Here is a 25,099-nt window from a genome sequence, read left to right as displayed (position 1 = left end):
TAGAGTGTAACGAACAAGGGGGCTACTGCGCCCCCAATCCTTTCAATACTAACTGCCGCCCCTCTGGCGTGAGCGACCCCATCAAGCTGAGTACCAGCTGATTGGTGGTCTTGGCCGAAGGGCTTAGGGTGTGGGCGAACGACAAGGTGGCCACCCAGCTGTGGCCACACTCGGCATCGGTGCACTGGCAGTAGAGATCCGAGACGTCATCGCTCAGTCGGTTGGCCTTGGTAATGCGGCCTCGCTGGCCACACACTTTGCAATAAACCCGCATTGCCCCCTTTACTACTCAAATCAACAGCCTGTCTTGCCACAGCAAACGCTGATACCTACCATCCGACCTATTACACCGCCGTCATCTGACCCGATCACAATCGCGGGTCCGGCCATGGCACAGTACAGGCGCTCAAGACCGAAGAGGTCAATGACCAGCTCAAGCTGTTTGCCATCCTCTGCCCGAATCGGGATCTCATTTACTACAACCAGAGCGGCCTGTATCAGTTCTGCTCCATCGAGCCGATCGAGCAATTCTCCGATCTGGAGCGCCCCTACCTGCTGGGCCTCAGTGTCACCAACGGGCCCAACCCGCAGATAAGGAAATGAAACCAGAACAGTTCGATCAGATACTGGGGACCCTCAATAGCCTTGGCACCAGATCGATACCATTTCTTGTTTATCCCTGCCTGTCAGAGCGCATTGCGGCGCGGCCCGAACGGCAGACGCCAGCGAAACAGGCTGTTGAGGGTGGCGCGCCACTGATTCGGCCGACCCAGGATCTGCTTTTGCAATCGGGTCTCTTCTTTCAGCATCGCCTCGTCGCTGCGGGCCCAGGCCTGGTTGTAGAGCTGCTTGATCCCCGCCAGCGCGTCCGGCGACTTGGTGATGAGGGTCTTCGCGAACTCCCGCGCCTCGGCCAGCGGATCGTCGCAGACCCGGCTCACCAGCCCAAGGGACTTGGCCTCCGGCGCCGGCAGCTCACGCCCGCTCATGGCCAGTTCCATGGCGGTATCCACCCCCATCAGGTTGCGCATGGTGACGCAGCCGCTCATGTCGGGGATGATGCCCCACTTAATCTCCATCACCGAGAAGCGGCAATCGGGGGTGCTGAAGCGAAAGTCGGCGCCGAGCGCGATCTGCAGCCCGCCGCCAAAGCAGACCCCCTGAGTCACGGCGATCACCGGCACCGGCAACTGATGCCAGCCATAAGCCACCCGCTGGGCCAGGTTGGTGGCTTCATCCGCCTCGCGTTTTAAGATCTCGAGCGCCGCCACCGGCTGCTTGAGCATGGATTTCACATCCAGCCCGGCACAAAAGGCCCGCCCCTCCCCGTGCAGGATCACCGCCCGCAACCCCTTGTGCTGGCGCAACTGCTCGAGTACCCCGTCGATGGCGCTGAACATGGCCCTGTCCAGCGCATTGAGCTTGTCGCCCCGCGCCAGCATCACCTCGGCGATGCCGTCCCGGATCTCGCATTTGACCCTTGGTTTTTCCATTTTCCCCTGTCCTCTCCTGAGCTCACACTGGTCATACCACCACGTTATCAGAGTGTTATCGCCAGGTACAGCGAGGAGCCCGGTTTCCCACTGCCGCGGCGCGTGCGACTAAAGTCGGCTGGCTGGCCAGGCGCCGCTTTGTCAGACTGGCTTGACGCCACCGGCCAAGGATTGCCATGACCAGCCTGTTCAACTTTGCCCGCCCGCCGTTTGACTGCCTGACCGCAGAAGAGCGCCAACGGCTCGAGCAGCACCTCTCCATCTGCTACTTTCGCGCCGGCCAGCCTGTGCTCAAGGCCGGCGATGCCCCCCCCGGCCTCTATCTCGTCCTCAAGGGGGCGGTCGAGGAGTCGAGCCCTCATCACCAGTTTGGCGACTATGGCGAGGGGGACCTGTTCGACGTGCGCGCCCAGTTCGACGGCCACTGCCGCCACCAGTTCAGTGCGCTGGAAGATCTGCTCTGCCAGCTGATCCCCAGAGGCACCTTCATCGAGCTGTGCGAGGGCAACCCCGCCTTCGCTCGCTACTTCACCGCCAGCCTGGCACAGCGGCAACAGCAGCAGGAGCAGCGCGCCCAGCTGGGGCAGAAAAATCTGGCGGAGTTCATCCTGACCCGCATCGAGCCCGGCCATCTGCAGCCGGCACTCATCGTCGACAGCCGCCTGTCGCTCTTGGCCGCCACCGAGGCCATGGTGGCCAAGGGCACCGACTGCCTACTCTACCCGGCCACGGATGGCAGCCTGAGTCTGGCGACCCGCAAAACCCTGCTGCACGCCCTGACGCTCAAGGGACTGCCACTGACGACGCCGCTGGCGGTACTGGATCCGACCCCGCTCATCGGCCTGCCACTGGACAGCTATCTGTTCGACGCCCTGCTGCTGATGACCCGCCATCGCATCAAGCGGCTGGTGGTCTGGCAGGGGCAGGAGGTGGCGGGGATCCTGCACCTGACCCAGGTGCTCGGCCTCTTCTCCACCCACTCCCATGTGCTGACCCTGCGCATCGCCCGCGCCGACACCCTGCCGGCGCTGGAAGCGGTGGCCCGGGAGCAGCAACAGCTGACCCGCTCCCTGTTCGGCCAGGGGATCCACACCGCCTTTTTGATGAAGCTCATCGCCACCATCAACGAGCAGCTGATCGCCCAGGCCTTTGCGTTGGTGATCCCGCCCGCGGTGCAGGAGCGGGTCTGCCTGCTGATGCTGGGCTCGGAGGGACGCGGCGAGCAGATCCTCAAAACCGATCAGGACAATGCCCTGATCCTGCCCGCCGACCTGCACTGGCCGACCCAGCAGGCCGACCTGGCCGCCTTCAGCGATCTGCTGGCCCGGCTCGGTTACCCGCCCTGCCCCGGCCGGGTGATGGTCAACAATCCTGCCTGGGTGAAGCCCTTGGCGCTCTGGCAGCAGGAGATCGAACGGGCCTGCGTCGAGGCCAGTGAAGCAGACTTGCTCTGGCTCGCCACCCTGGCCGATGCCCACCCCATCGCCGGCGATCGCGCCCTGCTTCCTCCTCTTGCCCGCAAGTTGCGCGAGCAGCTGGCCGAGCGGCGAGATCTGCTGGCGGAGATGGTGCGACCGGCGGTGGCGTTTCATGCGCCGCTCACCCTGTTTGGCCGTCTGGAGCGGGCACCGGAGGGACTGGATCTGAAACGCGGTGGCCTCTTCCCGCTGGTACACGGCATTCGCATGCTGGCGCTGGAAGCCGCCATTCTGGAGACCTCGACCCTGGCACGGATCGAGGCGCTGGTGACGGCCGGGCGGCTCAGTACCGGTTTTGGCGACAATCTGGCGGAGGCGTTCAGGCTGTTCGTCCGCTTGCGGCTGCGCAGCCAGCTCAAGGAAGGAGAGAGCCGGGTGCAGGTGAATGATCTCAGCCACGGCGAGCGGGATCTGCTGCGCCAGGCGCTGCATCAGGTGAAGAAGTTCCAGCAGTGGCTCACCTTGCACTTTCGTCTGAGGCAATAGCCATGTTGAGCCGCCTGCGCCGTCATTGGCATGGCCGCCGCGTTCAAGACCCGGCGTTTGCCCCGCTCTATGCCGACCCGCCCGCCGACGAGTGGGTCGCCCTCGACTTCGAGACCACCAGCCTGGATCCCGCCCAGGCCGAGATCGTCGCCATCGGCGCGGTGCGCATCCAGGGCAACCGGGTGCTGACCGGCGAGGCGCTGTCCATCCGGGTGCAAGCGCCGGCCAGCCTGAGCGAACATTCGGTGGTGATCCACGGTCTGCGCCATCAGGATCTGCAACAGGGCATGACGCTGGAAGCCGCGCTGCGCCTGCTGCTCGCCTTTATCGGCCCGCGTGAACTGGTGGGGTATCACATCGCCTACGACCTGCGGATCCTCAATCTCGCCTGCCAGCGATGCTGGGGGCTGACCCTGGCGCAACGGGGGATAGAGGTGAGCCGGCTCTACCACGATCACCTCTATCGCCGTTATCCCGATGCCGCCATCGACCTGCATCTGGCCGCCATCAGCAGCCACATCGGTCTGCCGACCCTGCCCGCCCACGACGCCCTGAGTGACGCCATCACCGCCGCCCTCATCTTCTTGCGCCTCACCCGGGGCGGGCCACTGGCTTATCCCAAAGTCTAATTGCCCACAAATAACATTTGATTCACATTTTGCTTACATGGGCAGCCCTGCTGCTCGGTAGGGACCTCCCTTCATTCACCGTCGACACTCAATGTCATGGAGCACTGCAATGGAACAGCAACCGTATCTTCGGATCCAGCAAGATCCCAACTTCCAGGAGCTGGTCGCCAAGCGCCAGCGCTTTGCCTGGTCCCTCTCCATCCTGATGCTGGGGCTCTATCTGGCCTTCATCATGCTCATCGCCTTCGCCCCCGGCTGGCTTGGCACCCCCTTGAGCGAAGGGTCCACCATTACCCGCGGCATCCCGGTCGGAGTGGGCCTCATCCTCTCCTCCTTCGTGTTGACCGGCATCTATGTGTTTCGGGCCAACGGCGAGTTTGACGAACTGAACCAGAAGATCCTCAAGGGAGCCCAATCATGAAAGGCAAGTCTCTGCTGTTGCTGGCCACGCTGGCCTCCTCCCCCCTGCTGGCAGCCGATGCGCTGACCGGCGAGGTCCATCGCCAACCGCTCAATATCTCGGCCATCGTGATGTTCGTTATCTTCGTGGCGGCCACCCTGTTCATCACCTACTGGGCCTCCAAGCGCAACCGCTCGGCCTCCGACTACTACGCCGCCGGCGGGCGCATCACCGGCTTCCAGAATGGCCTGGCCATCGCCGGTGACTACATGTCCGCCGCCTCTTTCCTCGGCATCTCCGCGCTGGTCTACACCTCCGGCTACGATGGCCTGATTTACTCCATCGGCTTTCTGGTGGGCTGGCCCATCATCCTGTTCCTGATCGCGGAGCGGCTGCGCAACCTCGGCAAGTACACCTTTGCCGACGTGGCCTCCTACCGTCTCAAGCAGACCGAGGTGCGCACCCTCTCCGCCAGCGGCTCGCTGGTGGTGGTCGCCCTCTACCTGATCGCCCAGATGGTGGGTGCCGGCAAACTGATCGAGCTGCTGTTCGGCCTGCAATACCATGTGGCCGTGGTGCTGGTCGGCATTCTGATGGTGCTCTACGTGCTGTTCGGCGGCATGCTGGCCACCACCTGGGTGCAGATCATCAAGGCGGTGATGCTGCTCTCCGGTGCCAGCTTCATGGCCATCATGGTGATGAAGTCGGTCAACTTCGACATCGGCACCCTGTTCAGTGAAGCGGTCAAGGTGCACGAGAAGGGCATCGCCATCATGAGCCCAGGCGGCCTGGTCGCCGATCCCATCTCCGCCATCTCGCTGGGTCTGGCCCTGATGTTCGGTACTGCCGGCCTGCCCCACATCCTGATGCGCTTCTTCACCGTGAGTGACGCCAAGGAAGCGCGCAAAAGCGTGTTCTATGCCACCGGCTTTATCGGCTACTTCTACATCCTGACCTTCATCATCGGCTTTGGCGCCATCCTGCTGGTCAGCACCAACCCGGACTTCAAGGACGCCACCGGCGCCCTGCTGGGTGGCACCAACATGGCCGCCATCCATCTGGCCGATGCGGTAGGCGGCAGCCTGTTCCTCGGCTTCATCTCCGCCGTGGCGTTTGCCACTATCCTGGCGGTGGTGGCCGGGCTGACCCTGGCCGGTGCCTCGGCGGTCTCCCACGATCTCTATGCCAGCGTCCTCAAGAAGGGCAAGGCCAACGAAGCCGACGAGCTGCGCGTCTCCAAGTACACCACTGTGGTGCTGGGGGTGGTGGCCATCGGTCTAGGCATCCTGTTCGAGAAGCAGAACATCGCCTTCATGGTGGGTCTGGCCTTCTCCATCGCCGCCAGCTGCAACTTCCCGGTGCTGTTCCTCTCCATGTTCTGGTCTCGCCTGACCACTCGCGGCGCCGTCTACGGCGGCTGGCTGGGGCTGGTGAGCGCGGTCAGCCTGATGATCCTGGGCCCGACCGTGTGGGTGAAGGTGCTGGGCCATGCTCAGGCCATCTTCCCCTACGAGTACCCCGCTCTCTTCTCCATGGCGGTGGCCTTCGTCGGGATCTGGCTGTTCTCGGTCACCGACAAGTCGCAAAATGCGCTCGACGAGCACGCCAAGTTCTTCCCGCAGTTCGTCCGCTCCCAGACCGGACTGGGGGCAGCCAGCGCCAGCTCCCACTGAACCTTCGATTGACGGTTGCAAGCCGGCCCCAGGGCCGGCTTTTTTCATGTCGAGAGGCAGTCGTCAGCGCCCGTTGCAATCGGATCGACGCGGCCATGGCCGCCAAGGTGCGCGAGCGCACAGCACCACCCTCTCTATCCCCCCTGCAATAGGCCCGGATCACAGTTCTTGCTAAAACTTTCGGGGGATCTGTGCCATAATGCGCGCCATTTGACAGATCAACCGGGACATTCCAGTGCTTTCGAGTAACAACAGTATTGTGCAGGCTTAATTCGCCCGGAGGGCGCGCCATGCCTGTGATATCCCTGAATTTTTACAAATCGTTCTAGCCCCTTTTTACCCCCATTTCCCCGTATTTTCCCTCTCGTTTTGCCCCAAAATTGCCCCAAAATTAACCCATCTACATCGAACAAAAACTCAACCAATGCAGTTCAGCCCATCAAGATCGTATCAATCCCTGGACGATGCATGGTGGCAATGGATCAGTGTTGAAGAGGCAAATTGTTGCCACTAATGAGAGGGCTAAATCACGCGGTCTGTGGTGATGTGGGATTTGACTGCCTGTCTTCATCCCCCCGATCTTTCCGTCGCTCGCTTGCCTCCTTAATGAGGTCTTCCTTCTGCTTTTCCAGATCTTCGAGCATGCCCTGCTTGTCTTTATCAGACAGTTTTGGGTTGTCAGCTATTTCTTTCTTCTTCTGTTCGATCTCATCCAGCTTCTCTTTACTGAGGCCAATCCTCTGTGCAAGCAAATGATCCAAAGCTATCTGGGTAAGACTGCGCTCCTGCGGCTTTTTCACAATCCCTGAACGATCGTAAGTTGGAGCATCGGCATCACCATTTCCACCGAGAGTGACGCGATCTTCAGCGAGCTTAATGCTGTTTTGTTGCTGTCTAAAATTCGACGTGTTCTGATTGTCTATCTGCGATGGCGCTATGAACTGAGATTGAGCCGCACCGATTATCATGACCACCTCCTCTGTTTGAATCTCTAAACTCGAGCAATTTTCGCGCCATCAGTACTGCTGCCATAAAAAAGCCCACACATGGCAGGCTTATGGTGGGCTTTTCTGAACACATTCATGTCATGTGATATGTGATTTCATCGCGAAGACTAGCTATGATGCGCGTGATTGCATCCCGTTCCTGAGGAGTCAAATCGATCTCCTCAAGATACGCTTCTAGTTCCGTCAGTAGTAACTCCATCCTGTGGTCCCTCAAGTGACTTCTCAATCTTTCGACTGTGAAGAATGCTGTATATACATACAGCGAGAGGGACGCTATCACTTTTCATTTTGAGGGTGTATTAAAAACAGCCAACTCTGCAGTTCGGGCTCCCATTTCTGTCGGAATTCCCAATGAAGCATTACCACATGCTAATGACTATATTCACAGCAGAACCAATCAGGCCGAGGATAAAAGTAACTGCCATGAACGTCTCCAAGCTCTCCAGGTTGGATTTACTGAAACACCAGATCCCTAACGCGAACGGTATCAATGCAAATGTGAAGCTGACACTGAAGGCCTTGAGCGCCAACACCATAAATACAAGCGCTAGTAGTATCCACATGGTTAAGTCCTTTTAGGTTAAGTCCTTTTAGGTTAAGTCCTTTTAGGTTCAGTCCTTGTAGGCTATGCCCTCACCGTACCCCGTCATACCGGTTCAACCAGAGCCGTTATTGCATGCTCTACTCTCAAACTCTGTTGATATCATTAATGACTTGGATAACAAGATGAAAGAGCAGCAACAGTTATAATGTAATTTGAAGATCCCCCTGTAATTTTTATTATCATACCCTAACCGATATCGAACACATTGATGACTCACCTATCAATACGATAATTCGCAGTTACATAAATCCATTAGATTCAATATTATAAAGACATCCAGATCAAAATTGATGAGTGATAACCCTCTGTGAATATACCCAAACAAATCCGAATTCTACCGCGTAATGATAACAACTCGAAATAATACTCATGTGTTACCCATTGATATTTATACTCAACATAAAAAAAACCAGTGCCATTAATGGCACTGGCAAAACAAAAAACGGGATAAGTTAGCTCTAGTAAAACAAAGCGAGAGACACACAAACCAGACGGTTGCTTGCATGTCAGTACTACGAGAATAAGGGGGGACTAGCAACTGCTAAACATTGATATCTCTATCTATGCCAACAGAACTCCTCATCCTCAAGAACTAAGTTAACCTCTTGGTGCACAGAAAGAAGCGATCTTAATCACAATATTAATCAAGAAACCCTGCGTGATTAATAGATGATAAAATCAATAATTGTCTCACCACATAAATTAAGGCGTGGCGTGAAAAATAGAGCAAGTTATCTATCGGAAAACACAAAGATTATTTAGCCATTTACTTTTCTCAAAGTTTACGGACTTAAATAAACTGATAGATGATTTTAAATTACTGACATAATCTAAATGCATTTTCGTGAGCGATCTCCCATTTTTATGTGAAGGGATTCGAGGGGATGCTATTTCCAATAGATATGATTATGACTCACAGCTTTGTAAACAAGCTCGTTACGGCTTGCCAGCAGCTTATCTATTCGCTGGCGTTTTTCCTCGGCACTTAATGTTCGATCTCGATGCAGTAACTCAATACGGTTTCGCAATACTCTGATTTGTTGCTGGGTTCGGCTCAAGTTACGTCGAGCCTTCAAGATCCCCCCCTGTTCTTCCAACAGTTCATCGGCCTTATCGTCCTCCCCTTCACCACGGTACTGATCAACGGTGCGCTTGAGCTGGTTCACCTCGTTGAGCATCCGATAAAAATCCTCCATGTGCTGAGTAAACTTGGCAGGACCAGTGCCGCGGTACACGGCTTTAACCAAAGGGACCTCATCAGCACGCCAACTGGCTGACTCCCCGGGACGGCTTGCCCGGATCACCCCATCTGCTACGGCCATCACGTAGCTACCCACAGTGCCAGTGTAACCAATCAACAAGTGTTCCAGCTGCTTGGGTGAGAAACCAGACAATTCACCAAGTTCGCGCATCAGCAAACTCGTTTGCTCGTTGTAACGGGACTCGGCCTTGACGGCCAGATCCTGAGGGCTATCGATTGGGGCACCACGGAAGCTGTCGTAATTGAAAACAGCCTCCACCACTGGCTTGACGATCTGTGGGGTCGGGTTCAGGGCGAAAGTCTCCCAGATCGCCCTGGCCACTGCCTTGCCAAACTGGGCACTGGTGTCCTTAAGCCACTTGGGTAAGTTATCGAACGGGATTTCAATCTTGGTGCGGTAAATCTCGCCGGCGGCAGTTAGATCATGGGCGATGATCCCGCACTTCAGATTCTTGTTGAACAATGCCTCGTCGAGCAGGTAGATATCGATGGCGGTGGAGAACCCCAGCTGGCGCGCCTTGAGAACGATGTTCAGGTACCACATGGTCCGGAACAGCAACTCCTGTGCCGGGCGCAGCTTGAATTGCACCAGCTCACCTTGCTCGTTCTCGATCATGTAGAGATTGTTCATCCGCCACCACTTATCACTGAGCTTCGCGCGGATGTACGCAAGCTGCTCCTGCTCAGTCATGGCGGAGATATCGAGTTCGGTCATGGGGGATCTCAGGTAACAAAAAACCCGCCGAAGCGGGTTAGAATTAGCTAAAAAACTTAGATAACAAATAACAAATAAGTGCAGAACCTGTGACAAATGCTGGAAGCAATGCGTCACCAAACCAAACTTCGTTAAATGACAGATTTATCCATCTAGTTCTATAAGATCTATTCAACATAAAAAATGGAACTACATCGCTATATCTTATAGAAATAATACCATAACCATTATTATTGAATGTTCTTCTAACAACCCTCATTTCTCTATCAGTAAGTCTGTATGGAGAACCATAATCACGACTAACCTGACTTGTAAGACCTAGATGACTTAGTTCCTCAACCCCTGGGGTACTCACAGCATCAGCGAACCTTATTAAAATAAAACGAAAACGAACATCTATTATTTTAACCTTTACCCGCCCCACTCCTTCATCACACTTCATAATGGCATAGCCATCATTATCTACGCGTTCAAACGTCGCACCGGGGTTAAAAGCACACTTCAAAAAACGTATATACTTGCTAGGAAGGAAAAGTTCATTTAAAACTTCACCACGGTGATGCCGCCTTATATCCCCTGATATAAGCCAGTGCCTCCACTGCAAGAAAAACATAACAGCAATCATAAAAAACTCAATCCATTCTGGTCTCGAGAAAACCAATTTCGCTCCAGAAAAAGACAAGTCATTCCCAAAGGAGCCACCAGCGATTGAATATATTAATACAATCGTACTAACAATCATCAAGTTTTTCCTATATTGCCTTTCAAGCTCTACATTATCCCCAACCATTTATTATTTCCTGAACACCATTTGAAAGTGACCATGTTATTATCTCATAAGCCCACCAGTCCCCATACCCTGAAGTTCTGCCGCCACTTCTGCCACCGGTGTCATATCCGCACCACCATCCTTCTCTAGCAAGTCAGCCTCCGCGGTCAGCTTGCGGGTAGCGGCCCGGATGCGACGGGTGTCCTCTTCAATTTTTGGTACGTTAACGGCATCAACCATCAGGGCGCTCAAGGTGCGCTCAATGGACTCAATCCGCTGAATATTGCGGTCGAGGGCCTGCTCGGCTTTCAAAATCTTGTCATACAGCGCGATCCGGTCCGTCACCTCGGTGGCTGTGACCAGGTCCTGCTGCAACCCCTTCAGCAGCTTGGTGACGGAGATCACGCGAGCCCGGGTGAAGTCCAACTCATCGCGCAACCGCAGATCGCGGGCCTGGTCGAACAGCTCTGGCGCATCGAGGAACTGCGCGTAACCGCCGTGGGTCAGTGCGGGCCTGTCGCCTAGCTTCCACTTTGCGACAGGGTTAGGGTTGCCGGGGCTACCGACAGACTCACGATTACCCATGCCAAAGCGGCCATCTGGCTGGCGTACCGATTTTCTTTTCGGGTTTTGACCTGAGTCGTAAGGGGTTTGTGTGGATGAGGATGACCTTTCCACTCTTCCCTCTCCCCTAATCTCATTGGCCTTGCCTTCATTTCCCTTAGTCTGCGCACTTTGCCGATTGCGCACTTCTGACTGCGCATTTCTTTGCGCACTGCGCAGTTTGGACTGCGCAGTTTGCTCCTCAGACTGCGCAGTACGAGGCTTGATATAACGCCTAGCGGATTGGTAGTTGAGGCCATTTTGCTCGCACCAATCCTTTACGCTAATGCCTGTTTCTCCGTGTGCCTGCGCAAAGTCCGCCTGCAAAGATTTCCAGTCGATACGTTGAGCCATCTCGCGTCCTAGAAACAGACACCCCTGCGTTACTGGTGAGATTGTGTGGGAAGTAGAAGCGCATCATAAGCTCTCTCGCAGGCTAGTCCTGATGCTCGAGCACTGTCATATGCTGCTGCCAGCTCACCCGCTCTTTCATCAGCCCGGCTGAGCAAGTCGGCGAGCACCATGGCAGGTTGTTCGGTTGCCGAGCCTCTTTGGGCAGTGCCGGGATTGCTGGCGCACTGACTTGCTCTGGCTGCCAGGCGGCGGGCTTGTCGCGCAACCGGCCAGACTCAATGCCAGCAGCAGCGGCATCAGCTTGTGCTTGGGCGAGTTGTTCTTGTGCATGGTCTCTTACCTCGTCGATTTCAGCCTGCCGGCGCTGTTCCTCTTCCCTGGCTTCCTGCTCGGCCTTGGTCCTGGCAGTAGCGAGCCGGGCAGCCTCTTCATTCCACCTCGCCTGCCAGGTCTTGCGCTCTCCCTCCTGCCCATCAGCATGACCGGACCAGTAGAGAGCCACTCCACTACCGGCCAGAGCGGCGATCACCAATGAGCCAGCCAGGAACGGCAGCATCCAGCTTTTGGGTATCGTAACCATCACTCCCCCTTGCACTTCGCATTGAGGCGCAGTCGATCTTTCCAAAGCCCGGGGCACACCCGGTTCCCCGGCGCCGAACAGTCTTGATTGCCAGCCCGCTTGAACAGCAGGATCGCCTCGCAGGCCCCGGGGTAATCGCCGGCGTTCAGGCGCTTCACGATGGTGGAACGGCAAAAGGCCCCAGGGCCGATGTTGTGGGAGAGCTCGACATAGGCATCGAACTCATACTGGTGGAGAGGCACCTTGATGCAGGCCTTGAGGGCATCCTCGAATATCCGCACCTCCCGAAGGCTTCTGTTCACCGCGGCGACGGGCGTGATGGTGTCACCCATCTTGACCCCTTCGGTGCTCCCAAAGCCGATTGTGGGAAGCCTGGCACCGTGTACCGGGTCGGGGTAAGCCGTCGGCTCAAACCCCTCCCGATTCAGGATCCCCACAAAGCCCGCAGCACTTAGCGTGAGGGCCGCGATTGCAATGCGGACCTTGTTCATTTTGCGCCTCCCCGCTGGCGCCGGGGCTTGATGATGTTCGACCATATAAACCAGCCCATCTGAACCGCTATCCACAGCAAGGTAGCGGCTAGCACCCAATCGTTGAGCGAGTAGCCGGCCAACGTCATTCCTGACACGACAACCGGTGGAGCACTTTTTACCGCGGCGGTTGCGGCGGTCGCTATCCCCTCTTCTTTTCCCATTTATCGTTCCTCCAGAAACGACAAAGCCCGCACGAGGCGGGCCAGAAATAGAAAAGGCCAGGGTCCCGGGGGACTCTGGCCATCATTGGGAGATGCTAACGCTGAGTTGATGAGTATTCAACCAGAAGATTCTGTAACCAACGTCGGTTGGTGGTTAACAATGAACTCTCGCCACTCAGGTTCCAGGTCCAAGGCAGATTGCTCGTCTTGGCTCAACGAGCCCCAAAATGGTAACCAAAATTGATCCCACCAGTATTCGATGTCCCCTTGTAGAGCCCCCATTACTTCAGGATGTATCCAGGGGAAGGAGTCACCAGGAAGAGGCGGATATAGCTTTGTTGTTTGCAGTAGCTCCAGTACATCTAGGTCATCACTTGCAATCGAAACAACCGTTCCAGAGAAAGAAGTATGTAGAAACAACATCAACTTTCGACCGGTCTCATCCGCAGAGCACCTCACTACCTGAGTCGGTAACTCAGGAAGGACCTCATAGCTTAAACCAGCAAGCAATTGCATCAGGGTGTCTCTGTCATCCTCTGATACCAGAAACCGAATGATGTAAGCTTCAGTCTCCGGATCTGCTGGCAATGGTTTGGGGTATCGACTGTATGATTGGTCTAGAGCTATGGTGAACCCAGAGCCTCTAAATACGTCCCGTATCTGAGGAGGATGTGACGTCTGGCTACGCCACAACAGCCCCCTCAAAAAATCCTTTATTTTAGTTTTCATACACCGAGCCCACTAGCAACTCATCCCCTTGAATGAAATGGAGACAGGATCATGCTCCACCACTTTTTGTGCTTGGTGCTTATGTTCAACTCACCATTATATTCGTCATCAAAAATAACGAAGCTATCAACATCGGAGGTAAATTCTTCCCCAGGGAATCGATATGGAACATCTCGCCATTCCCCATAGCATACAAAGGGGGATGATTGGCCTACATAAGCGCCCTTGGCATCATACAATTCAAAAAATATTGGCGACTCGGTAGTGAGCTGACAATATATGCCAATTGGATTTAATGGATATACTGCTTTTAAGAACACTGTGTACTTGCCATCTTTTGACACCACACTGACAGATGGAGTCTTGTCAAAGATGTCCCATGATACATGGGCTAGCAGCAACCAATATGCCACGAACATCACCGCCAAAAGCATAGCCAACTTCTTCATAAACAATCTGCTCATTGATGAAGCAACAGTGTAACCAAAGTTCATCCGGAAATAACATCTCTAATATCAGCTCAATTACCCCGAAAAAAGCCAAGGAGCACTCCTTGGCTTTTCAACTTCCTAGCGGCTTAGATCAGGAAGCTTTCAAGAGCGGTACCGTTCTCTACCGCGTGAGCAATCGCCTTTGGCATGCGACCCTGACCAGTCCAGGTTTTCTCTACACCATCTTCGGTGTATTTGTACTTGGCAGGGCGTGGAGCGCGAGTCCGCTTAGCAGCAGTCCCCTTGGCGCTTTTACCCTCACCTGCACCCAGTAGCTCGTTTGGGTCAATACCTGCTTGCTCCAGCATTGCTTGGAATTCGGCCAATTTAGCCTGGCGCTCTTCCTGCTCTTGCATGAGCTTCAGTTCGACATCTTCACGTTCCTTAAAAACCACATCCAGCTTCTCTTTGGCCTCGGTCAGCTGCTCAAAAGTCAGTTCACGTAACGCCGCACGCAGACTACGTTGGTTCAGGATCACTTTGATAAATTCGCTCATTTTTCTACCTTATAAGCTTACTTATTGATGAGGTCTATCGGCTCAGTGGTCTGCTTTTGTGCTAAGAAAAAGTGATTTTGAATCATCCTTTATCATTGGTTAATTCTTCAAATCGTTTCTTGGCCTCAGTCAGACCTGCTGGAGATAAAGCTGTTTCGATAGCTTGCCTATATGATACGGCTAAATCACGTTCACCTCCAGATGGTAATGCAGCCATAGAAAAATAAACATATGCTTCAGCCAAATTAACAGGGCGACCATAGCCAAACGCATAAGTAAACGCGCGAATAAAATTAGCCTCCGGGTCCTCTTTTGGCTTCTTGTTAAAACAGGCATCGACGGAGACAGCACTATCAAGCTCAGTTGCAGGGCAATTCATGCCAATCCACAATTCAATCCCTCGATCTGCATCCTCATTCTCACATAGTGGCACCAAGGCTTTGATATCACCTGTTGGATCAGCTCCATCCAAACAACGCATTACTTTCAGTTTTCCTTCGGCGTCTTGCGAGCCCTGGGCAGTAGCCAATTTCAAATAATGTTCTGCTTTGCTTCTGTCTGCCTTCTGCCCAAGACGACCAAATAAATAGACTTTGCCTAAAGCCTCTTGAGAATACACATACCCTTGCTCAGCCGAACGAAGGTACCACTTTAGTGCGACCTCATCATTATGAACGGATTCGTAACTACTCGAGTATGTGACTCCCAATACATACTGAGCATGCGGGTTACCTTGAGCGGCTGACTTTTCATACCACTTCAATCCGACTTCGCTGTTACGGTCCACCTCAATGATCCCTTGAGAAATACCTGAATAGGTTTGCCCAAGATAAAGCTGAGCATCAGCATTACCGTGTTCAGCTGCTGCGGTAATCAACGAGAGTGCTTCCGGCCCGTTACGGGTAGCATAACGTCCATCGGCATACAACCTACCAAGCTCAAACTGTGCTCTGGAGTCCCCTCGTTTCACTGCTGGTTCGAGTAAGGCAACAGCCTCTCGTAATAGAGCGATATCATTTTGTTCTTGCCCCTTCTCAATCAGTGTCTTAGCTTTTCCCAAACTCTCATCGGCATGGCCTACACTCAGCCACGACGCCAGAAATGCACCTAAGCAAACCACCAGCTTCTTATTCATCCCTATGCCCACATATTCAAATAAAGCCTCAATTGTGCCACACCATTGCGTCTATTAAATGCTCTATTGGTCATTAAGTGACAGGTTGTGTCATCAGCATGACCATCTAAACCAAGACCTGGAGCCAATCGCTCCACGGTGATCTTCATCATGGGCACAGCTATACTGTGTTTATATACAGCACAATAGAGCTCCAAACATGTACGCAGTTCCCGACCTTGACGCCCCGGCCCTGGAAATCCCCTTGTACCTTTCTCCTGCTGCATGCGGGTTCCCCTCCCCAGCCCAGGACTATGTCGAACAGACCATCGACCTGAACCAAGTTTGTATTCAACACCCGGCCGCGACTTTCTACGTGCGAGCCTGCGGGTACAGCATGGTTGGAGAGGGGATCCATGATGGGGACCTGTTAGTGATTGATCGAGCCGTAAAGGCGAGTCATGGCGCCGTGGTGCTGGCCTGCCTGGACGGCGAATTCACTGTCAAGAAACTGCAGGAAACACCAATCCCTGCCCTACTCCCCTCCAACCCAGATTTCCAGCCCATCTATCTGCAAGAGGGTCAGGAGCTGGAGATATTCGGAGTCGTCACCTTCGTGATCCACAAGACCAAGCAAGGCTGAACGATGCCTACAGCCATTGCCCTTGTAGATGTGAACAACTTCTACGCCTCCTGCGAGCGTCTATTCCGACCTGATTTGAAGGGGCGGCCCATCGTGGTGCTTTCGAATAATGATGGATGCGTTGTGTCTCGTAGCCCCGAAGCCAAGGCTCTCGGCATCAAGATGGGAGTGCCCTACTTCCAGATCCGCCAGTTCTTTGAGGCAATGGGTGGAGTCTGGTTCTCCAGCAACTATGCCCTCTATGGCGACATGTCTAACCGAGTAATGACCGTATTGGAGGGGATGGCCCCGGCTGCGGAGGTCTACAGCATTGATGAGGCCTTCATTGAACTGAGTGAAAGCTGGGCTGGCGACCTGCTGGAATATGGCCGCCAAGTGCGAGCACGTGTGCAGCAGTGGACCGGTCTCACCGTCGGGGTGGGTATTGCCCCGACAAAGACCCTGGCCAAGCTGGCGAACTACGCCGCCAAGAAGTGGCCGGCAACCGGGGGCGTGGTGGATCTACGGGATGAAGGGCGGCGCGCCAGGCTGATGGCCATCACCCCGATCGAGGAGATCTGGGGTATTGGCCGGCGGCTAACCGCCAGGCTGGAAGCCCAGGGGATCAAGATGGTGGCCGATCTGGTAGCCGCTGACCCAAAGGCACTTCAGCGCCGGTATGGCGTGGTGGTCGAACGCACTGTGCAGGAGCTGCGGGGGATCCCCTGCGCCGAGCTGGAGCAAGAGGTCCAGGCCAAACAACAGATCATCTGCAGCCGGAGCTTCGGCGAGCGCATCACCCAGATCGGCCCCATGCACCAGGCGCTGGCAGGCTACATGGAGCGGGCGGCCGAGAAGCTCCGGGGAGAAGGGATGTGCTGCCGGCATGTGACCCTATTCATCCGCACCAGCCCGTTCAGCGACAAGGCCCCCTACTACGGCAACCAGGTGAGCACCAAGCTGGCCATGCCGACCAATGACACTCGGGCACTGCTGGCCCTGATCCCCCAACTACTCCCCCGCATCTGGCGCGATGAGCAGCGTTATCAGAAGGGCGGCGTCATGCTGGCCGACTTCACTCCCTCAGGAATCCAGCAAGGTGACCTGTTTGCAATGGAGCAGCAAGAGCCTCGCTGCGGGGCACTGATGCAGGTGATCGACAAGATCAATCAGGAAGGCTTGGGGAAAGTCTTCTTCGGGAGTCGAGGAAAAGATAACAGAGAGTGGATGATTAAGCGGGAACACCTTAGCCCCCGCTATACAACAAGCGTCCGCGAACTCCTCGCAGTTAAAACATAACTCATGGCCGGGCAGTCAAAGCGCCAAAAGCTACTTGCATAAACCTATCTTCTGAACTTAAGATGCCATTGCGCACATTGTGCGTGCACAACGTGCAAAGCCATATTGATGACATGGACGATTTTACAGAGGCATGGAAATATGAACCCAAATGAAGAACTCATGAGGCAGCAACGACTTTCTACACTCATCCACGCATACTTCGGGGGTGACAATGATTTCGTTGTCGATGCCATTGCGGAGATGACTGGACAGAAGGTCACCGTTCGCAGTATCCAGGCTTGGCTTATTTCACCAAAAAAAGTGAGCTATCGCCGAGTACCAGATTGGGCGTTAAATGGACTTGAAGAGTATGTTCAACAACCAGGAAAAGCCGAAGAGCTGAAGGAATATACAGAACGGCTGAACGCTCGCAGATTGCAGGGGTATGACTCAGTCACTGAAACAAGAAGGAGTACAGCCATTGAGTTTGCGACTCGCGAGATTGAACTACGTGAATATCAACAACGACAATGGGTTGATGCATTTGGGCAATCTCAAGGCAAAATGCTGTATGAGCGATTCAACAAGCTTGAAAATGACCTGTCGTCACTGTCATGTGCTTTCGGTTCAGTATTGCGAGCGATCGATGAAAGCCAAGATCTCGACCAGCTGAAAACCAAGGTTAATGACTACATCAGAATAAGAAGCCAATCCCAGCATTTCGTCAGACTGGCACGTGAAGATATCGAACGAGGTACTGCTGAATTCAGCAACGCTGAAGGGATTCCTGCGCCTAAAACAGCATAATGGTTCGGGGGTTCCAAGCCCCCGAAATCTATATCTGCCCGGTCATTCAGACCGAACTCATCTCCCTCACCTGCCGGTCCATGACCCTGGCCAGATCTGACGCCTGGTGGATAACCTCATCCACTGCACGCTCAACTGATTGCCGCATCTGCACGCCGAACCGGCGAGAAACCAGCTCAACATTAGGCACCACTCGCCCGGTACCATGGCACTTCGGGCACTCGTCCCCGCGGCGTGGCCGCAATCCGGTTCCCCTGCAGTGAGGACAGCGCCCTGACTGCATCATCTCGGCGACACAGTGGTCGCGTCCCAACTGCAAGATCTCGTTCCGCTCGGCCAGCAGGCGCTGGTACTCATTGTCATTGCCAGCCCGGTGAGCCCGCTTGGCCTTCTCCATCACCACGGCCGCCCGGCGGCGTACCTTGTCATAGTGCGGATGTGACAGCACCAGGCGCTCCAACTGCTCAGGCAAAGGGCGGCGCAGTAGAATAGCCATGGCCATGCCGCCGGCATCACTGCAGTCAAGAGTGGTGCAAAAGTGGGCCAGGAGCCCCTGAATCGCCTCCATATCACTTAGGTGATCAGCCATCAGGAACTGGAGTCCCAGGGGGTTGTTCTTTGCTGCAACCTGCAGGGCGCCGATGAACTCGTCGCGACCCAGAGCATTGAATTGCCTGCAGGCGGCGGGTTCATGTAGTGCGCCTTTCGGCGAAAATAGGCGCAGTGCCATTTCGATAGAGTTGGTCATGGTTTGGTCCTCTGGTCTGGGTCCTGGTGGAAGGCGGCGAGCAGCCAGGAGCGCAACTGGCCGGATTTGATGTGATCGGGTGTGGCTTCGATGACAGTCCACCCCAGCAGGGCGGCCTCGTTCATCTTGGCCCGGTCCTCTACGAACCCCCTCCCCCGGGTGTGCCGGCCGCCGGAGTGGATCCCGCCGTGGACTTCGAGCGCAATCATGTTGGCCGGCCAGGCGAAGTTGAGGCGCCAGCGGCGCTTGGGGTGGAATACCAGCTCGGTTGCGGGGTCAGGGAAGCCGACCAGCTGAGCCAGCACCTTGTCGTGCAGCGTGGTGACTTGTTGGGCCTTGCGCACCTGGTTGGCGGCCCCCCTGACCTTCGGGCTGTTACCCAGCAGCCGGGCCGCATCGAGGGTGGTGAGGTGGATCATGCAGCCCTCCCGATGGTGTTCTTGCGCAGCTCGGCCACTTCCCGGGCAACTTGATCGAGCAGGGCCTCCTCGCTGCCGTGCTCAACCTGCCAGCTCCTGGGGGCGGCGTGGAAACCGGTGGGGTAGCAAGCGCGGTGATGCCGCGGGCACAGCGGAAGCACTCTGGTGTGCTCGGCGCGCTGGGCCATGCCAGACCCAGACCGCACATGGTGAATTTCCGCGAGGCTCGGCCCCAGGCCTGCATTGCGGCAAGCGACGCAGCCAAGAGAGCTCACATCGTCCAACCACTGCTTATCAGCCTTGGTCTTGCTCATGCAGCCCTCCCGTAGGCGGCTACCCAGTCGAAGCCTCGGCGGGATTCATCCCCGAACTTCACACCCTGCTCAGCGCCAAAGGCATGGGCTAGTTCGATGAGGTCGCGCATCTCGCGCACGGTCATCTTGGAGGTGGACTTGCCCAGCACCACAAAGCCGGTACCGTCGATGTTCGGCACAACGTCCTGCTGGTACAGTGCGGCGCTGAGCACATGCTTCCAGTCCTCCTTGGCTAGCTTGCGTCCGTGCCAGTTCACCTGCTCGGCGATGTCAGTGAGGCATGCCCAGAGCATTGAATTCTGGGCCAGGGAACGGGTCATCTCTTTGACTTCGATGACCAGTGGCTTGTCTTGGTCAACCGGCAGGCCAGCGACCATCTGGCAAGCACGGGACCGGATTTCAGGGCTGCGGAGGATATATTTGGGATAGGAGCTCATGCCGCATCAGTCCCTGTCAGTACAAGGGAAAGCTGTGCTCGCGCCTTGAGCTGGGCTTGTTCTAGACCAAGCGCTCGTTTCTCTATGCGTCGCTGGGCCAACCCTTGTCCATGGAAAGAACCTTTGGAGACACAGAGCCTCCCTCCTAGCAAAGTCGTGCAGGAGATGCTGCAGATCTCGATTCTCGTGGAGTTGATCCATCATCCAGTTGAACGCTCGGATGTAGAGCAGTTTGAACTGAGAAGCCTTTTTGCCAGTAAATCCCATGACCAAAAACACCATGCCGTCTTTCGAGATCAGGTACTCGGGTCTGGAATCGGCATTTTTATCAATGAAATCAGTCAGCTCATAATTGAGCGCAGTAAATTCTTCGTCGCAATCCAACAAGCGGATAGCTCGCAGTACATTGCGATGCTCCTTCTCAAACAACTCAGCAATTTGACGAGAAGTCGTGAACACCTGCCCTCCCTGGGCACTCACCAGCTTTTTGAAAAGCTCAACCTGCTCGGGAGTGTACTGAGGGACGATAGGCTTGATGCGTTGGATACTGCCGCAGCCGCGAGGGCGTGCCGCAGATAGATCTCGGGTATGTGCTTTGGTCATGGTCTGGGTCCTTTGGTTACTCAAAGCCGGGTGGTCTAAGTCCGGCATTGGCAATGGTACCCACTGTTGAGAATTTCTGTCACGCACCAATATCAAAGTGAGTCGACAATATATGCTGTGGAGGAATGAGGCAGTCAATGCGTAGAACTAAACTGCCCCATTAGGATTTGACAAAAAACAATGTCAATTGAAGATAACCTGAGCAACAGCTGTCCGATGAATACTGGAAGACACATCACTCTGAATTTCAAGATAAAGCTCAATGTACTCATCTTCATCTAAAGAGCTATTACTCTTAAGTTCGTCGAGAGCTAGGACTCTATCTTGGAAGTTTTTTATCACACTGCTTCTGGACGCAATTAGCAAGGCACAATCTAAATTTAAGATATCAATGGTTACACGAGATCTATTAAGTTTGTTTGCATCCAAACCATCTTTAGGCTCAACATTGCCTGTAGATAAAAACTGAAGATACTCATTTGGGTCATCAACATCTGGTTTAACTAATAGGTTAGCATCATAGGCTCGTGGGACTCCATTAATAAGTTGATCTTTGAAATGCCCACAGTGATGTGTAGAAGGACAACAACCGAATAAATTGTTCCAGTCAAAAGTAAGGCATTTATAGTTCATATTACCTTTATTATAAAAATGTTCTATATGCCCTGTTGTGTCATCACCTTGAACTGCAGGCAGTTCACAATAAACACAGAACCGATCTTGAATTAAATCAATTTGATTCCAAATTAACTTTTTATCCCTAGACTTCACATTATCCCAACCATGCTTCGGATAGTGAAACTTTGATAAACAGGCTGGAATTGTTGCGAGAGCTCTATCGAGTTTCTTCATCTTTCCCCCCCCCCTTAACTCCAATTCGAGACTGTATTTTCTCTTTCATCTCAAAAATTTTAATTTGATTAATGCAGTCATAGGTCACGGGGTGTTCATCACCAAAATGAGCAGATATTTTTTGAAATACCAGCAGCGCATCATTCTTATTTTTATTCGATAAAAACCTCGAAAAGTCTTCAACTAAACGGGCCTCCGGGATATCTGGAACAGAATTTGTATTCATAATTCTGGCCAGGATATCCGCACTAGTAACCCCTTTGGTCTGGAAGTCCGGAGACTTTGTTTGAAGAGCGCCATGTTCATCAATATAAAATTGACGAATACATTTCTTATCTATAGTAGACAATATCTGAGGACTGTGCGTGGTCAAAATAAACTGAATGTTAGGGAATGCATCCTTAAGCGCAAGGACAATACCCTGCTGCCAAGCGGGATGAAGGTGCAACTCAATCTCATCAATTAAAACTATCCCCTGCCCTTCAAGAGGATTAGAGATATTTGGGTTCAACATAACTAATCTGCGAGCTAAATCGGCGACTAATGAAAGAAGCACCCTCTGACCATCTGATAACTGGGAAAAATTAACTATCCCTCCGTCATTCCTTACCTTTACTTCATCAGACCCAGAACTAGTTTCCACCCAAATATTTTCTATGCTGGGAACAACCTTGACTACAGCATCAACAACCGTTCTCATCTGCTTTAGATTGTTTTCGAACTCACCATCCTGCATATTATTTTTAGCAAGTGACAAATCTATTATTTTTTGATCGTACATTTCAATAAAATCAGCATCCATGCTCGAGAGAATTTTTAACTTCCTAACCTGAGCCTCTAATAAATCGATATCGAAAAACCCATTATTTGACGTTTTTTTATGAAGCTCAATAAACCACTCTATGAAATCATCGATTTTTCCAGCACCGTCCAAAGCACCTGAATATGCATCGAAACGAGACTTTCTTAATAGACTAGGCTCTTTCACTATCGGTCGATTACTTCTCTTTGCAGGGTGAGATCGAGCAATAGAGTAACATAGAAAAATTGGCAGATTTATAGGATTAATAGAGTTAATAACTCTCCAGACATTTGCAATGGATTTTAATTCGACAACATTACTATCGCGCTTTTCAGCAGTCCCTAGTTTGGACCTTGATATTGTACCATTCACTTTGGTCTTAATACCAAATTCAAATAGCGCATTCACATCAGAGAAATAACATTGTTCGTTATTGTTAATCTCTTGATATTTTATTGGTGATCCATTTTTCCCCTCTTTCTCAATCCCTGAAACAATCCAGCTCAATACTTTAGATATTGCATCTATTATTGTCGTTTTACCAATCCCATTCCCACCGATAAAAACAGTAACATTGCTCTCTAACCGAACCTTAATACTATCAAATCGTCTAAAGTTAACCAGATTTATCTCAGATAGAACAAACCTATTTTCAGGAACATAATATTCGGTGTCCTTGGTTGACTCTAAAAATAAAAAGCATTGATTAAAATAATCATCAGCGACGCTAAGATCTTTATCTATTTCACTTGTGCCATAAAAATAATTCAAGTACAACTGAAACATAGAGCTAACATCACCTCTATGAGCAGAGTTTTCTATAGCTCTCAACCATCCAGGTTTATTTACCATCGTCTACCCCATTAAAAATTGAATCTATGGTCGCTTTTGTATATTTCTTCACCATAGATGTTTTAAAAGCAGGTTCTATATAGAATGCAAATGATAATATGCCTCTTAAATAGCTAACATCAGACACATCGAGCAATCCATTCTTAAATCGGAATATCAAGTGCTTGATGTATCTCTTCTTCTCCCTTCCTAACGAAAGTTCACCTTCGTTTGTTATTGTTATTCCAGTTACATGCCGATTATGGGCCTTTGATGAAAACACAGTCTTGCTATTATTGATAGTAATATCTCTACCAAAAAGTTTTAGCAATGTTTCCTTAACCACACCAGGGATTTGAAACAAGATATCCTTTTCATTAGTTGAAAAACTCAAGTCATCAGCATAGCGCGAATATGTTATATTTCTATCCTGACAATAGGTAGATATATACTCATCGAAAAAATACATACAGAAGTTTGATACTTTAGGTGAACTTGGGGCACCAACACTAAGTATTAATTTATTACTGTTTTTCTTGCTTGGACACCAAAACAGTAGCTTAGAAAGCCAGAGTTTTTCATTGGGTGATATAACTTTCCCAAACTTATTAAATACGCCCCATAGTAAATCTGGCGTTATAGAGTTAAAGAAATTTTCAAAATCCATGCTCAGGAAAAAAGTGTTAGTACTATGCAGTTGAGCGTTATCCTTAATGCTAACACCATCCTTATAAGCCATTGCACATTCATGCACTGGGATTTTAGATCTATTGATGAATGCTCGCTGCAGTTTTTTCAACTCAGCTGTTGGCTGTGCAATAACGCGAGAACCATGCTTACGCTTAGGGATTTTATATACTCTATATTTTCGTGGTGCATAAACTAAAAAACGTTCAATATAGATCGCCTTTTTGTCCAAAACTTGCGCCAATGTAGAAATAACACCCATATCAACCCTCAAAACAAAAAGCCCAAGAACTAGGAACTAGTCTTAGGCTTTCGACTCTTTACTACAGGAGGCGAAAGGTTCGCGCCCTAAAGGAGGTACGAGTTTAGGGCGCGGACCTTTCGCAACCTTAAACCGCCCAATAAATTTGAGTCTGGCTAATCACCCGACTTGACGAAAACGTCTCAAGCTAAAGAGCCCTTTAAGAATACCCTAATCCCTCTACCTTAACAACCTCATCTCACATTTGAACTAGGCATATGAATCAGTAAGTTACCAAGACATATAGGCCATAAAACTGCGATAGATGTGCTGGGATTTAGCAATCTCACCCTAGTTTTTCACTCATAACTACTTGCATCTCCCATCGACAAGCTGTTCGACCGTAGCTGATTCTCCTTAACTGACGCCGGTGACCTACTGTGTGCCGAACCCAGTATCGAGCAGGCTATGCAACAGTGGGGCGTTGAGCTTCCCAAGAATGTCGGCCCGTTCAACCCCAAGCAGGCCGAATTCCTCGAGTACCACCGTGACGAGATTTACAAGGCTGAGCCCATCGCTTCTGCCCGACGCATCCCATCCTGAGCGGGCGCCTTTCTCCCGCTCTACCCTCCCCCTACGGCAACCCTACAAATCTGTGTTCCCCTCGTTATCCAGCTTTCAACTGACTCAACACTAGGAACCATTTGAGGTATCATATTACCAAACACTCACCCCATAAGTCAGACAAGGAGCTATGTATAAAAATTAGTTTTTTGTAGGGTTTACTTAAGGGCTGTTGATTTTTCCTATAGTGCTTAACCTCCACACTCAGGAATCAATAAATGACAGATTTATTTGTTTTTAATACGCATTAGAGA

Annotated in this window: 28 protein-coding genes and 1 pseudogene; 8 read left to right on the top strand and 21 right to left on the bottom strand. The window is 52.5% G+C overall.

Annotation, left to right across the window (positions count from 1 at the left end):
• Window positions 1-22: 22 nt before the first annotated feature.
• Window positions 23-274, bottom strand: a complete 252-nt coding sequence (locus AHA_RS10450) for an ogr/Delta-like zinc finger family protein (RefSeq protein WP_011705928.1) — start codon at window positions 272-274, stop codon at window positions 23-25.
• A gap of 164 nt (window positions 275-438) precedes the next feature.
• Here AHA_RS10450 and AHA_RS21865 point away from each other — a divergent pair, with 164 nt between their 5' ends.
• Window positions 439-603: a hypothetical protein gene (locus AHA_RS21865; RefSeq protein ID WP_244832183.1), complete on the top strand. Its 165-nt coding sequence runs from the start codon at window positions 439-441 to the stop codon at window positions 601-603.
• Between the two features lie 83 nt (window positions 604-686).
• On the opposite strand, the gene AHA_RS10440 is transcribed toward AHA_RS21865, so the two are convergent.
• Window positions 687-1,493, bottom strand: a complete 807-nt coding sequence (locus AHA_RS10440; RefSeq protein WP_011705927.1) for a crotonase/enoyl-CoA hydratase family protein — start codon at window positions 1,491-1,493, stop codon at window positions 687-689.
• A gap of 176 nt (window positions 1,494-1,669) precedes the next feature.
• On the opposite strand from AHA_RS10440, the gene AHA_RS10435 reads away from it, so the two are divergent.
• From AHA_RS10435 to AHA_RS10420, 4 genes are all read left to right on the top strand, one after another.
• Entirely contained in the window at window positions 1,670-3,457 is a 1,788-nt protein-coding gene (locus AHA_RS10435) for a putative nucleotidyltransferase substrate binding domain-containing protein (RefSeq protein WP_011705926.1), read from the top strand.
• A gap of 2 nt (window positions 3,458-3,459) precedes the next feature.
• On the top strand, window positions 3,460-4,086 hold the full coding sequence (locus AHA_RS10430) for a 3'-5' exonuclease (protein WP_011705925.1): 627 nt from the start codon (window positions 3,460-3,462) through the stop codon (window positions 4,084-4,086).
• Window positions 4,087-4,195: 109 nt separating this feature from the next.
• Window positions 4,196-4,507, top strand: coding sequence for a DUF485 domain-containing protein (locus AHA_RS10425; protein WP_011705924.1), 312 nt, complete (start codon window positions 4,196-4,198; stop codon window positions 4,505-4,507).
• Window positions 4,504-6,159 (top strand): cation acetate symporter, encoded by a 1,656-nt coding sequence (locus tag AHA_RS10420; protein WP_011705923.1) that lies wholly within the window; start codon window positions 4,504-4,506, stop codon window positions 6,157-6,159. Before AHA_RS10425 ends, AHA_RS10420 begins: the two co-directional genes overlap by 4 nt.
• 527 nt (window positions 6,160-6,686) lie before the next feature.
• On the opposite strand, the gene AHA_RS10415 is transcribed toward AHA_RS10420, so the two are convergent.
• The 11 genes and pseudogenes from AHA_RS10415 to AHA_RS10365 form a co-directional block, all read right to left on the bottom strand.
• Window positions 6,687-7,127: a hypothetical protein gene (locus tag AHA_RS10415; protein WP_077392310.1), complete on the bottom strand. Its 441-nt coding sequence runs from the start codon at window positions 7,125-7,127 to the stop codon at window positions 6,687-6,689.
• 1,530 nt (window positions 7,128-8,657) lie between these two features.
• Entirely contained in the window at window positions 8,658-9,746 is a 1,089-nt protein-coding gene (locus tag AHA_RS10410; protein WP_164927626.1) for an LPD38 domain-containing protein, read from the bottom strand.
• Window positions 9,747-9,789: 43 nt separating this feature from the next.
• Window positions 9,790-10,536 (bottom strand): hypothetical protein, encoded by a 747-nt coding sequence (locus AHA_RS10405; protein ID WP_011705921.1) that lies wholly within the window; start codon window positions 10,534-10,536, stop codon window positions 9,790-9,792.
• Window positions 10,537-10,575: 39 nt separating this feature from the next.
• Window positions 10,576-11,472, bottom strand: coding sequence for a terminase (locus AHA_RS10400; RefSeq protein ID WP_011705920.1), 897 nt, complete (start codon window positions 11,470-11,472; stop codon window positions 10,576-10,578).
• Window positions 11,473-11,501: 29 nt separating this feature from the next.
• Window positions 11,502-12,028 (bottom strand): annotated as a pseudogene (locus tag AHA_RS10395) (DUF2514 family protein).
• A 23-nt stretch (window positions 12,029-12,051) separates the two neighbouring features.
• A complete protein-coding gene (locus AHA_RS10390; protein ID WP_011705917.1) occupies window positions 12,052-12,543 on the bottom strand; it encodes a lysozyme in 492 nt (163 codons plus the stop codon).
• Window positions 12,540-12,746 (bottom strand): hypothetical protein, encoded by a 207-nt coding sequence (locus tag AHA_RS10385; RefSeq protein ID WP_077392308.1) that lies wholly within the window; start codon window positions 12,744-12,746, stop codon window positions 12,540-12,542. The genes AHA_RS10390 and AHA_RS10385 overlap by 4 nt, the downstream gene beginning before the upstream one ends.
• A 117-nt stretch (window positions 12,747-12,863) precedes the next feature.
• Window positions 12,864-13,262: a hypothetical protein gene (locus AHA_RS10380; protein WP_164927625.1), complete on the bottom strand. Its 399-nt coding sequence runs from the start codon at window positions 13,260-13,262 to the stop codon at window positions 12,864-12,866.
• Window positions 13,263-13,495: 233 nt separating this feature from the next.
• The gene (locus AHA_RS10375; RefSeq protein ID WP_164927624.1) at window positions 13,496-13,924 is read right to left on the bottom strand and encodes a DUF6201 family protein; all 429 of its coding nucleotides are present in this window, start codon (window positions 13,922-13,924) and stop codon (window positions 13,496-13,498) included.
• A gap of 128 nt (window positions 13,925-14,052) precedes the next feature.
• Complete coding sequence (locus tag AHA_RS10370) at window positions 14,053-14,463, bottom strand: H-NS family histone-like protein (protein WP_011705914.1); 411 nt, start codon at window positions 14,461-14,463, stop codon at window positions 14,053-14,055.
• Between the two features lie 82 nt (window positions 14,464-14,545).
• On the bottom strand, window positions 14,546-15,598 hold the full coding sequence (locus AHA_RS10365) for a tetratricopeptide repeat protein (RefSeq protein WP_164927623.1): 1,053 nt from the start codon (window positions 15,596-15,598) through the stop codon (window positions 14,546-14,548).
• Window positions 15,599-15,797: 199 nt separating this feature from the next.
• Here AHA_RS10365 and umuD point away from each other — a divergent pair, with 199 nt between their 5' ends.
• From umuD to AHA_RS10350, 3 genes are all read left to right on the top strand, one after another.
• On the top strand, window positions 15,798-16,220 hold the full coding sequence (gene umuD / locus AHA_RS10360) for a translesion error-prone DNA polymerase V autoproteolytic subunit (protein ID WP_011705912.1): 423 nt from the start codon (window positions 15,798-15,800) through the stop codon (window positions 16,218-16,220).
• 3 nt (window positions 16,221-16,223) lie between these two features.
• Window positions 16,224-17,498: a translesion error-prone DNA polymerase V subunit UmuC gene (gene umuC / locus AHA_RS10355; RefSeq protein ID WP_011705911.1), complete on the top strand. Its 1,275-nt coding sequence runs from the start codon at window positions 16,224-16,226 to the stop codon at window positions 17,496-17,498.
• 141 nt (window positions 17,499-17,639) lie between these two features.
• A complete protein-coding gene (locus AHA_RS10350; RefSeq protein WP_164927622.1) occupies window positions 17,640-18,287 on the top strand; it encodes a hypothetical protein in 648 nt (215 codons plus the stop codon).
• A 46-nt stretch (window positions 18,288-18,333) separates the two neighbouring features.
• Here AHA_RS10350 and AHA_RS10345 read toward each other — a convergent pair whose 3' ends face one another.
• From AHA_RS10345 to AHA_RS10310, 8 genes are all read right to left on the bottom strand, one after another.
• Window positions 18,334-19,035 carry a TIGR02642 family protein gene (locus tag AHA_RS10345; protein ID WP_011705909.1) on the bottom strand — a complete coding sequence of 234 codons (702 nt, stop codon included), beginning with the start codon at window positions 19,033-19,035 and terminating at the stop codon, window positions 18,334-18,336.
• Window positions 19,032-19,454 (bottom strand): hypothetical protein, encoded by a 423-nt coding sequence (locus tag AHA_RS10340; protein WP_011705908.1) that lies wholly within the window; start codon window positions 19,452-19,454, stop codon window positions 19,032-19,034. Before AHA_RS10340 ends, AHA_RS10345 begins: the two co-directional genes overlap by 4 nt.
• Window positions 19,451-19,768, bottom strand: coding sequence for a Ref family recombination enhancement nuclease (locus AHA_RS10335; protein WP_011705907.1), 318 nt, complete (start codon window positions 19,766-19,768; stop codon window positions 19,451-19,453). The genes AHA_RS10340 and AHA_RS10335 overlap by 4 nt, the downstream gene beginning before the upstream one ends.
• Window positions 19,765-20,205: a recombination protein NinB gene (locus tag AHA_RS10330; protein ID WP_011705906.1), complete on the bottom strand. Its 441-nt coding sequence runs from the start codon at window positions 20,203-20,205 to the stop codon at window positions 19,765-19,767. The genes AHA_RS10335 and AHA_RS10330 overlap by 4 nt, the downstream gene beginning before the upstream one ends.
• A gap of 6 nt (window positions 20,206-20,211) precedes the next feature.
• A complete protein-coding gene (locus AHA_RS10325) occupies window positions 20,212-20,808 on the bottom strand; it encodes a Rha family transcriptional regulator (RefSeq protein ID WP_164927621.1) in 597 nt (198 codons plus the stop codon).
• Window positions 20,809-20,991: 183 nt separating this feature from the next.
• A complete protein-coding gene (gene ptuB, locus AHA_RS10320) occupies window positions 20,992-21,660 on the bottom strand; it encodes a retron Ec78 anti-phage system effector HNH endonuclease PtuB (protein ID WP_011705904.1) in 669 nt (222 codons plus the stop codon).
• Complete coding sequence (gene ptuA, locus AHA_RS10315) at window positions 21,644-23,314, bottom strand: retron Ec78 anti-phage system effector ATPase PtuA (RefSeq protein ID WP_011705903.1); 1,671 nt, start codon at window positions 23,312-23,314, stop codon at window positions 21,644-21,646. The genes ptuB and ptuA overlap by 17 nt, the downstream gene beginning before the upstream one ends.
• On the bottom strand, window positions 23,304-24,242 hold the full coding sequence (locus tag AHA_RS10310; protein WP_164927620.1) for a retron St85 family RNA-directed DNA polymerase: 939 nt from the start codon (window positions 24,240-24,242) through the stop codon (window positions 23,304-23,306). Before AHA_RS10310 ends, ptuA begins: the two co-directional genes overlap by 11 nt.
• Window positions 24,243-25,099: the final 857 nt, after the last annotated feature.

The sequence above is a fragment of the Aeromonas hydrophila subsp. hydrophila ATCC 7966 genome (assembly GCF_000014805.1).
In the GTDB taxonomy this organism is placed as follows: domain Bacteria; phylum Pseudomonadota; class Gammaproteobacteria; order Enterobacterales; family Aeromonadaceae; genus Aeromonas; species Aeromonas hydrophila.
The sequence above is the reverse complement of the archived record's forward strand: the minus strand, read 5'-3'. Positions and strand labels throughout refer to the sequence as shown.